The following is a 9,594-nucleotide window of genomic DNA, read 5'->3' on the forward strand; positions in this document are numbered from 1 at the left end:
GAGGAGGTGCGCAGACGGCACGTGCTGTGGGGAGCGGCGACGATTCTTCTGGCCACCGTGATCGTCGTCCTCGTGTTCCGTGGCGTCCCCGGGGGCGGCGGCCCGAAGCTGACGATCATCACGGCGGACTCGTTCGCCCTGCGCGCGGCCACGGCGACGAAGGCGCGGATCGCGGGGGTCGACGCCGGGCGCGTCACCGCGATCGAACCCGCCCCGGGGCGGCCGGGCTTCTCCGCAGTCACGGTCGAACTGAAGCCCGACACGCCGACGATCCGCCAGGACGCCACCGTCAAGATCCGTCCGCGACTGTTCCTGGAGGGCAACTTCTTCCTCGACATCGCCCCCGGTACCCCGGGAGCCCCGCCGCTGGGCGGCCGGGCGATACCACCTGGGGCGACGACGGTCGCCGTCGCGGCGGACGAGGTGTTCTCGGTGTTCGACGGCAACACCCGCGAGGACCTCCGGACCACGCTTCGCAACCTCGGGCGCACGTTGGACGGGGGAGGGGCCGGCGAGCTCGGGGGCGTGCTCGGTGCCCTGCCCGCGCCGACGAGGGACCTCTCGGTCGTCGCCCGTGCCCTCCGTGGCCGGACCGACGGCGATCTCGCCGACACCGTGCGGGAGAGCTCGCGGGTGATGGACGTGCTGGCCCGCGACCGGACTGCGCTCTCCGGCGTCCTCCGCGACGGAGCGCGCACCTTCGCCGCCACCGGCGCCCAGGAGCAGGGCATCCGGGGAACGCTGTCCGGACTCGACCGCGTCAGTCGGGCGGCCGGCCCGGCACTTCGGCAGACCGACTCGGCGATCGAGCCCGCCGAGGACCTGATCGACACGGCGACCCCGCTCGCGCGCCGGCTCCCGTCCACGCTCGACCTGGCCGAGCCGGCCCTGCGGGCGACGTCGACCGTCGCGCGTCGCGGACGGGTCCAACGGCTCCTCCGACAGCTCCGTCCGACGGCGCGGAGCGTCGCGAACGCCGCCGAGCCCGCCGCGGACGCCCTGGCCGCGATCCGCCCGGTGGCCAACTGCCTCAGGCGCAACATCATCCCGATCCTCCAGACCGAGGTTCCCGACGGGCCGCTGAGCTCCGGCCAACCCCTCTACCGCGACATCCTCTCGGCCTCCGTCGCCTTCGGCGGGCAGATCCAGAACTACGACGCCAACGGCCCGTACGAGCGATTCCTGGTCAGCGTCGGGGACTACCTCGTCTCGACGGGGAGCGGCGGTGGCCGGCAGGAGACGCGGGCGTCCGAGCCGATCCTCGGCTCGATCCCGCCCAAGCGCGACGCACCGCCCCCGTACCGGCCCGACGTCGCGTGCGAGACGCAGGACGTCCCGAGGCTCGCGGTCGCGCCGACGCCCTTCGGAGGCCGGCAGCGCAAGGTCCCGATCGATCGGGACCGTGTCCGGGGCGCCGTGAAGACGTTCGTCGACGAGCACGCCGATCTGCGGGGCACCGACAAGGCCGGCATCAGGCCGATGCAGGACGCGTTGACCCGAGCCCTCGGGGCCGCCCCGCCCAAGACCGGCGCCCGTTCGACGAGCACCGTGGCGACGGACGGCCGGCCGTCCGGCAACGGCGCACTCGATCGCATGGTCGCGGGCATTCTCCGCCCCCTGAACGCGATCACGACCACCACGACGAGGACCCGCCGATGAGATCACTGCGCATGGCCCTGCGGCAGTATTGGTGGGCGGTCGGCGTCATCATCGGCGCCGCGGCCCTTTCGGCCGTCGTCGGGGGCTACATCCTGGTCCAGCAGCGCTTCCCGATCCCCGGCGAGCGGGCGTACACCTTCGAGGCCGACTTCTCCTCCGCCCAAGCGGTCACACCCGGCCAGGGGCAGCAGGTCCAGGTCGCCGGCGTCGATGTCGGGGAGATCACCGGCGTCCGACGCAGGAACGGGCGTGCACTGGTGAAGGTCCGCATCAAGCAGGACAAGCTCGATTCCGTGCACGAGGGTGCCCGGCTGACCCTCCGGCCCCGGACCGGCCTGCAGGACATGACGATCGACCTCGATCCCGGGAATCCGAAGGCCCCGAAGATCGACACCGGAGAGGTCCTCCCCGCAGCGCAGACCGTGTCGCAGGTCCAGATCGACGAGATCCTGCAGTCGCTCGACGCCGACAGCCGCGCGTACTTCCAGCAGGCGCTGCAGGCGACCGCAAAGGGGCTCGGGTCCGAGCCCGACACGCTCCGTCGCGCGCTCCGCGTCGCGACCCCCGCGCTGCAGAGCACCGGCACCGTCCTGCGTGCGGTGCGTGAGCGGCGCGCCGCCGCCCGCGACCTCGTGAGTCGCCTGGGCGTCCTCACCGCCGAGCTGGCGAAGCACCAGCAGGCGATCGGTGACTCCGTCGAGCGTGGCGCCACGACGTTCAAGGCGATCGGCGACCGCGGCCCCGAGCTCCAGCGCGCGCTCGCACAGCTGCCGTCGACCCTGAGCACCGCCGAGCGGGCGCTGCGTGCCACCGGCCAGTTCGCCGGCGAGCTGCGTCGCACGTCGACGCCGCTGCGGCCGGCGCTCGACGACGTCCGCGCCGCGCTCCCCGACGTCGATCCGCTGCTGCGCGAGCTCCCGGACGATCTTCGGCACGTCGCGACGCTCAGCTCCAGCGCGGTCGGTCCGCTGGAGTCGGCGCGGCGGTCCGTCGACCGTGTCGCCCCCCAGCTCCCGGCCCTGCGCACCGTCGGCAAGGACGGCCAGTATCTCGTCAACGAAGCGGCGTACAACCCACCCGGGTCCGACGAGGGCTTCGGCTTCAACCTCGCCTGGGTGCTGCACAACGCCAACTCGATCCTCTCCCGGCAGGACGCCAATGGCAACGCGTACTTCGGTCAGGTCACGTTGTCCTGCAACTCGGTGAAGGCCACCTTGAACGCCGACCCGTTGCTGCGAGGCGTCGTCGGCCTGGTCACCGCCCTAGGGGTCTGCAAGTGAACAAGAATCGCCCGCACGCCGCCCAGCTGATGGTGATGGTCGCCTTCGCCCTGAGCTCGTTCGCACTGCTGCTGTTCTTCTGGTCGAGCTTCGGCGGCGCGGTCCCGTTGCGCGCGAAGCAGTACCAGGTGGTGGTCGACTTCAGGCAGGGCGCCCAGCTCGCCGGCTACGCCGACGTGCGGATCAGTGGCGTGAGCGTCGGCAAGGCCGTCGAGGTCGTCCGGCTCCCCGGCCGTAGCGGGGTCACCCGCGCGACCCTCGCGATCGACCCGAAGTACGCCCCGCTGCCTGTTGACACCCGCGCGACGCTCCGCGCCAAGACCCTGATCGGCGAGACCTTCATCGCGCTCTCCTACGGTCGGCGATCCGGGCCCCGGATCGCCGACGGCGGGAAGATCCCGGACCGCCAGGTCATCAGGACCGTCGAGATCGACCGCTTGGTCGACGCGTTCGACGCCCCGACCAGACGGAACCTCCAACGCGTCCTGACCTCGGCGGCGTCCGCCGTCCGGGGCAACGGACCCTCCATGAACGAGGCGGCCGGCGAGTTCGGCCCGACCTTGGAGGGCGCGGACGGGCTCCTGCGCGTCCTCGACCGCCAGTCGCGGGAGGTCGCCTCTGGGACACGGGATCTCGGCGCCACGTTCTCCGAGATCGGGGAGCACACGGGCGCGGCGCAGGAGCTCGTGCGCGGCGCCGACGATGCCCTGAACGCCACGGGCCGCGTCAGCCGCAGCCTGAGTGCAACGATCGACGCGCTCCCCCGGTTCACCGACGAGGCACGACAGACGGTCAACCAGGTTCGGGCGACCGCGAAGATCGCGCGCCCCGTCCTCGCGGACCTGCGCCCCGTGATCCCGCTCGTCCGGCCGGCTCTGGACGACCTCCGGACCCTCGCGCCCGACCTGCGCACGACCCTGCGTGACCTCGATCCCGTCCTTCCGCGCGTCGATCGAGGACTCCCCCAGCTCCGCGGCATCGTCGACGCCCTGGGGCCGGCGATGGACACGCTGGACCCGGTGACCGCCGATGTCCAGCCCGTGTCGGCCTACCTGAAGGCCTACCGACGGGAGCTCCTCGTCACCTTCGCCAACACGGCAGCGGCGGAGCAGGCCTCCGCGCCGGACTCCTCCGGCCGGCAGCGCAAGTACCTGCGATTCCTGCCGGTCGTCTCGGACGACCTACTCGTCTCCAGCACCCAGCGGGTGCCGACGTCGAGGTCGAATCCGTACCCCCGGCCCGGCGCGCTCGAGGACTTCCCGCTCAAGGCGTTCTCGTGCGACAACACGCAGAACAGCGCCGGGCCACTCGGGGTGCTCGCAGCGAACGGGAACGTGCCGTGTCGGGTGCAGTCCCCGTTCGACGTCGACGGACGGACGATGCAGTTCCCCCGATTGCGCGAGGCGCCGCCGGTCACGTCGGCCGCCACGACGACGCCAACGACGCGATGACGACCAGCACGAGCACAGGGACGACCATGCAACGACAGCGATTCATCGGTATGAGCACCGGCACCTTCGAGACCGTCGCCGAGCGCGGACGACTCAGGTTCTTCGCCGAGGTGATCGGGGATGCGGATCCGATCCGCACCGATCTCGCGGCGGCGCGGGCCGCCGGGTACGACGATCTGCCCGTACCCCCGACCTTCCTCATGGGGCTCGACGCCGAGCGACCCGACGGCTTCGGGTATCTCACCGAGATGGGTGTCGACCTCCGCCACGTGCTGCACGGCACCCAAGCGTTCGACTATCACCGCGTCGCCGTCGCGAACGAGCCGTTGACCTACAGGTCCCGCATCGACGACGTCTTCGAGAAGAGCGGCGGGGCGCTGCAGTTCATCGTGCGTACGGTCGAGGTCCGCGACGCCGCAGACGCACCGGTCGCGGACCTGCGGTCGACGATCATCGAGCGCCGCCCCCGGAGCGCCGCATGACGGTCGCATGGCAGGACGTCACCGAGGGCACCGAGCTCCCCGAGCTTGCACTCCCGCCGATCACGCGGGCCACGCTGGCGCTGTTCGCCGGGGCCAGCGGAGACCACAACCCGATCCACATCGACCGCGACGTCGCGGAGTCCGCGGGCCTCGCCGACGTCTTCGCCCACGGCATGCTCTCGATGGCGTACCTCGGCCGGCTCCTGACCGGTTGGGCACCCCAGGACCGGCTCCGGTCCTACGAGGTCCGGTTCGGGGCGATCACCCCGGTGCACGGCCGCCCCGTGTGCACGGGGACGGTGACGAGGATCGGCGAGATCGGCGGCGAGCGGATTGCGGACCTCGATCTCCGGGTGACGCTCGAAGACGGCACCGTTACGCTCACCGGCGGGGCGCGGGTCGCCCTGACCTGACGGCCTGTACCGCCGGGCCGGCCGCACCGTCGCGGGGGTCCGGCCTGCCCCCGTCGGCGCGCGGCCGCATGGGGGCAACGGCCGTCCGCCGCGGCTTCAGACCGAGACGACGGCCTTCCAGACCTCGTCGTCCCCGGCTTCCACCTCGCCGCGGCGGCGCAGGTAGTCCAGGTGGGCCCACGTCTCCATCTCGGCGAGCATCCGGTCCGCGGCCGTCGTCGCCCGGACCCCGAAGATCGTGCCGCTGAGCTCGGCAAGGGGCACCGCGCCGTCACGGAGGGCGTCTCGAAGCCGATCGAGGCGCACTTCGTGGTGCTTCCTCAGGACACCGGCGCGAGCGTGACCGTCGGCGTACGGCTCCCCGTGCGACGGCAGGACGAGCGTCGGCCGGAGGTCGCCGGCTCTCGCCAACGAGGCGAGGAACGCCTCGAGCGCGTCGGATCCGTCGAACGCCGGCTGGACGTTCGGGGTGAAGTCCGGAAGCAGCAGATCCCCGCAGAGGAGGACGCCGTCGGATGCCCGCCACAGGCAGAGGTGCGCCGGCTCGTGCCCGGGCGTCGAGAGGACCTCCCACGCACCCAGGCGTTCCCCGTCGACCAGGTCACGCACGGACGGCACGCCGCCGATGAGCTTACGGAACCCGCGGAAGGCGCGCTCGGCACCTCCGCCCGCGTGCTGTCGCGGACCGAAGCGCGAGACCGCGACCGTCGACGAGCCACCGGCGGTGAAGTCCATGGCCAGCTCGAAGCTCTGCCGGCACGCTGCGTGCGCCAGGACCGTCGTTGCGAAGTCCGTGGCGCCCCCCCAATGATCGACGTGCCCGTGGGTGATCAGCACCTCCGCCGGCTCGATGTCCGCGTCGGCGAGGGTCGCGGCGACGAGGCCGTTGCGGTCCACCGGCCCCGGATCGACGAGCACCCACCGCCCGTCGACGTCGATGAGATGCACGTTCAGATGATCCGGCGACGTGATCGGCAGCGGGATCGTGAATCGCAGGACCCCGGGAGCCGGGGTGTGCATGGGCAGGGCGTTGGTCATGGAACTCTCGATGTCGTAGTGGGCACGGATCGCGTCAGTCGCGCACGAGGATGTGGACGGCGCAGACGCTGCCGCCGCCCACCATGTGGCAGAGCCCGACCCGCGCGCCGTCCACCTGACGGCCGACGGCCTCACCGCGGAGCTGCAGCGTCGTCTCCCAGATCTGCGCCAGGCCCGTCGGGCCTCCGGGGTGCCCGCGGCCGATCAGGCCACCGTCGGTGGAGAACGGGATGCGACCCCCGAGCCTCGTCGCGCCGGTGCGCACGAGCTCGTCGCCGTGGCCGTCCTCGCAGATCCCCAGGAGCTCGTAGTACTCCAGCTCCTCGATCGGGAAGGCGTCGTGCACCTGGGCGAGATCGACGTCCTCCGGCCCGATCCCGGAGCGCTCGTACGCCTCCCGGGCCGTGTGCCGGGTCATCTCGGACGCTCCGGTCACGGGCCCGACGAACACGTGATCGGGCTGATAGCGCTCGGTCTGCAGCGCCGAGGCGGCGACGCGAACGAACGGCCGATCGGGACGGAGGCGCTCGGCGACCTCGCGCGTGCAGACGATCGCCGCCGCCGCGCCGGCGCCGACGGCCGCACTCATCTTCGACGTGAGCGGGTCGGCGACCATGCGCGAGGCGAGGACCTCCTCGGCGGTCACGACGTGATCGGCGTGGCGCTGGGCCATCGGGTTGAGCGCGGCGTGGTTCCAGTTCTTCGCCGCGATCTCCGCGAACGTCTCCGCGGTGGTGCCGTGCGTCTCCATCCGCCGCCGCGCCCACAAGGCGAAGAACGCCGCCGGCAGGATCACGCCGTCGACGCTCGCCGCGCGCTCCCCGGGCGGAGGCATCGCCTCCATGTCGTCGAACGCCAGGGCCAGGGCGATGTCGCACTGGCCCCCCGCCACGGCGTGGTACGCCTCGCGGAACGTCGTCGACCCCGTCGCGGACGCGTTGGTGATGTGCTGGACGGGAACGCCGGTGAGGCCGAATTCCTTGACCACGATGACGCCGGTCATCAGGGGTTGCGAGATGTGGCCGACATAGACGGCCCCCACCTCGTCGAAGGTCACCCCCGCGTCGTGCATCGCGGCCGTCCCGGCCCGGTAGGCCATCTCGCGGAGTGACGCTTCGGCCATGCGGCCGAAGCGGTACATCCCGACGCCGGCCACGCCGACGTCGGTCGGAGCCGGAGATGCTGCTGAGGTCATCGAGTTAATGTACATTAACTCGAGAGATGCGCAGAACTTCCGATCCCCGAGGGGAGCAGTCATGACGTCCGCGGTGCCAAAGTACGTGTCCACCGATCCGCGGCTGTTCCGGGTCGAGGGGACGACGCCCGTTCTCATGGGCAGCCGGTGTCCGGCGTGCGAGATCTCGTTCTACCCGCGGCGTTGGGTGTGTGCGGTGTGCCTCCGGCCGGTCGGCGACGTCGACTTCGCCGGCCGTGGCGTCCTGGCCTCGTACACGTACGTCACGTCCCCGATGTACGGGCGAAAGATGGTCGCCGGTGGTGGGTACGGCATCGGGCAGATCGATCTCGACGAGGGCGTCCGCGTTCAGGCGGTCATCGGCGGGGCGAGGGATCGCTGGCGCATCGGCCAGCGGTTCGTCGTCGGGCTCGCGCCGTGCGGTGACCCCGAGTCCGGGGAGCAGGCGGCCCTGTACGAGTTCGGCCCCGAGCCCGAGGTCTGACCCGCACCCCGCCGCCGCGTGTCGCACCCTGCGCTCGCTCGGGCGCAGATTTCCGCACACGTTGAGTGAATCATCATTAACATACGGGCCGAAGGTCAACAGCAATAGGCGAAGATGGAGGCGACGTATGATGGGTCTCGACGGACGGGTAGCGCTGGTGACGGGCGCCGGCAGGGGGATCGGTCGCGAGATCGCTCTGCTGCTGGCGAGCCGTGGGGCGAAGGTCGTGGTCAACGACCTCGGCGGCGATTGGCGGGGGGAGGGTGCTGACCCCGGTCCCGTCGGGGAGGTCTGCCGCGCGATCGAGTCGACGGGTGGCACCGCGGTCGGCGACGGTGGGAGCGTGAGCGACGCGGCCGACGCGAACGCGATGGTGCAGCGCGCCATCGACGAGTTCGGCCAGCTGGACATCCTCGTCAACAACGCCGGCATCCTCCGCGACAGGATGATCTTCTCGATGGCCGACGAGGACTGGGACTCCTGCATCGCAGTACACCTCCGCGGTCATTTCCTGACGACGCGAGCCGCCTGCGCCCACTGGCGCGCGCAAGCGAAGGCGACCGGGGCGCCGGTCGACGGCCGGATCCTGTGCATGACCTCCGAGGCGGGGCTGTACGGCAACGTCGGACAGGCGAACTACTCGGCCGCGAAGGCCGGGATCGCGTCGTTCTCCGTGACCGTGGCCCGGGAGATGCAGCGCTACGGCGTGACCTGCAACGCGATCGCGCCGCGGGCGCGCACGCGGATGACCGAAGGGACCTTCGGGGAGCTGCCGACGGGGGCCGACGGAGCGGACACCTGGGGACCCGAGAACGTCGCTCCGATCGTGGCGGCGCTCGCGGGGAAGAAGGGTTCCGGGTACACCGGTCAGGTCTTCGTCTGCGGAGGCGGGGTCGCGCAGGTGATCGCGCCGTACTCGGTGGCGGCCGAGGTGACGTTCGGGGACCGTCCGGAGGTCGAGGACGTCGAAGCGTTCCTCCTCGACGCCTTGGGGTCGCAGTCCGGGCCCGTCCCGTTCCCCGACCTCGGGCTCACCCCGAGCTCGAGGTCCTGAGCCCCCGTTCGGGGGGCCGGCCGTCGACACCGTCCCGACGGTCGCGCGCCGACGCCGACCGGAAGGCGTGCGTGGGCACCGGACGCACCGTCGGGGGCGGATGCGGAATCTGGCCTCCCCGGTCGCGGCGCCGTCCTCGTCGTGGAGTGTCGGCGGGCTGCTCGACCGGTGCGGGACCCGGACGGTCTGCCGGCCCCACGGGCGGCAGTGCCCGCAACACAAACCAAACGTTGACGGGCCGTCAACGTCGTGTACCTTGTCGTCTCGTCGTGCGACGGACGTCGCACACCCCAACGAGCGATCGCGTCCGGTACCGGACGTGCTGAGCGGGAGCGCCATGAAGATCGACACCTCCACCGCGGCCGCAGCGTCGCTGCCGGGTTCGCCACCACCCGGCCTTCCGCTCCCTAGGCCCTTGATCTCGTGAGGACCGCTGGGGCGGTGCTTGGTGGTCTGGTCGGGAGGGTGGTGCTTGCGTTGCTGGTGGTCGTGGTCGTGGTCGTGGTGCTGGTGACGCGTGGGTCGGGGTCGTATCGGG

The 9,594-nt window shown here is 71.6% G+C and carries 9 protein-coding genes; 7 read left to right on the forward strand and 2 right to left on the reverse strand.

From position 1 onward, the window contains the following. Positions 1-6: 6 nt before the first annotated feature. The 5 genes from PAI11_RS16450 to PAI11_RS16470 are packed head-to-tail and all read left to right on the forward strand — an operon-like array spanning position 7 to position 5,285. Positions 7-1,659 (forward strand): Mce/MlaD family protein, encoded by a 1,653-nt coding sequence (locus tag PAI11_RS16450; protein ID WP_138974372.1) that lies wholly within the window; start codon positions 7-9, stop codon positions 1,657-1,659. Continuing rightward, on the forward strand, positions 1,656-2,939 hold the full coding sequence (locus tag PAI11_RS16455) for an MlaD family protein (protein WP_081488485.1): 1,284 nt from the start codon (positions 1,656-1,658) through the stop codon (positions 2,937-2,939). Before PAI11_RS16450 ends, PAI11_RS16455 begins: the two co-directional genes overlap by 4 nt. Next, positions 2,936-4,390, forward strand: coding sequence for an MlaD family protein (locus PAI11_RS16460; RefSeq protein ID WP_007576829.1), 1,455 nt, complete (start codon positions 2,936-2,938; stop codon positions 4,388-4,390). Before PAI11_RS16455 ends, PAI11_RS16460 begins: the two co-directional genes overlap by 4 nt. A gap of 50 nt (positions 4,391-4,440) precedes the next feature. Further along, positions 4,441-4,872: a MaoC family dehydratase N-terminal domain-containing protein gene (locus PAI11_RS16465; RefSeq protein ID WP_007576831.1), complete on the forward strand. Its 432-nt coding sequence runs from the start codon at positions 4,441-4,443 to the stop codon at positions 4,870-4,872. Next, the gene (locus PAI11_RS16470) at positions 4,869-5,285 is read left to right on the forward strand and encodes a MaoC/PaaZ C-terminal domain-containing protein (protein WP_007576832.1); all 417 of its coding nucleotides are present in this window, start codon (positions 4,869-4,871) and stop codon (positions 5,283-5,285) included. Before PAI11_RS16465 ends, PAI11_RS16470 begins: the two co-directional genes overlap by 4 nt. A gap of 96 nt (positions 5,286-5,381) precedes the next feature. Here the strand turns inward: PAI11_RS16470 and PAI11_RS16475 are convergent, their stop codons facing one another. Further along, the gene (locus PAI11_RS16475) at positions 5,382-6,323 is read right to left on the reverse strand and encodes an MBL fold metallo-hydrolase (RefSeq protein ID WP_007576834.1); all 942 of its coding nucleotides are present in this window, start codon (positions 6,321-6,323) and stop codon (positions 5,382-5,384) included. A gap of 34 nt (positions 6,324-6,357) precedes the next feature. Continuing rightward, positions 6,358-7,518, reverse strand: coding sequence for a thiolase family protein (locus tag PAI11_RS16480; protein ID WP_081488486.1), 1,161 nt, complete (start codon positions 7,516-7,518; stop codon positions 6,358-6,360). A 61-nt stretch (positions 7,519-7,579) separates the two neighbouring features. Here PAI11_RS16480 and PAI11_RS16485 point away from each other — a divergent pair, with 61 nt between their 5' ends. Continuing rightward, the gene (locus PAI11_RS16485; protein WP_040600674.1) at positions 7,580-8,002 is read left to right on the forward strand and encodes a Zn-ribbon domain-containing OB-fold protein; all 423 of its coding nucleotides are present in this window, start codon (positions 7,580-7,582) and stop codon (positions 8,000-8,002) included. Positions 8,003-8,132: 130 nt separating this feature from the next. Then, on the forward strand, positions 8,133-9,056 hold the full coding sequence (locus tag PAI11_RS16490) for an SDR family NAD(P)-dependent oxidoreductase (RefSeq protein WP_244406559.1): 924 nt from the start codon (positions 8,133-8,135) through the stop codon (positions 9,054-9,056). Positions 9,057-9,594 lie beyond the last annotated feature (538 nt).

It is taken from the genome of Patulibacter medicamentivorans (assembly GCF_000240225.1).
GTDB lineage: Bacteria > Actinomycetota > Thermoleophilia > Solirubrobacterales > Solirubrobacteraceae > Patulibacter > Patulibacter medicamentivorans.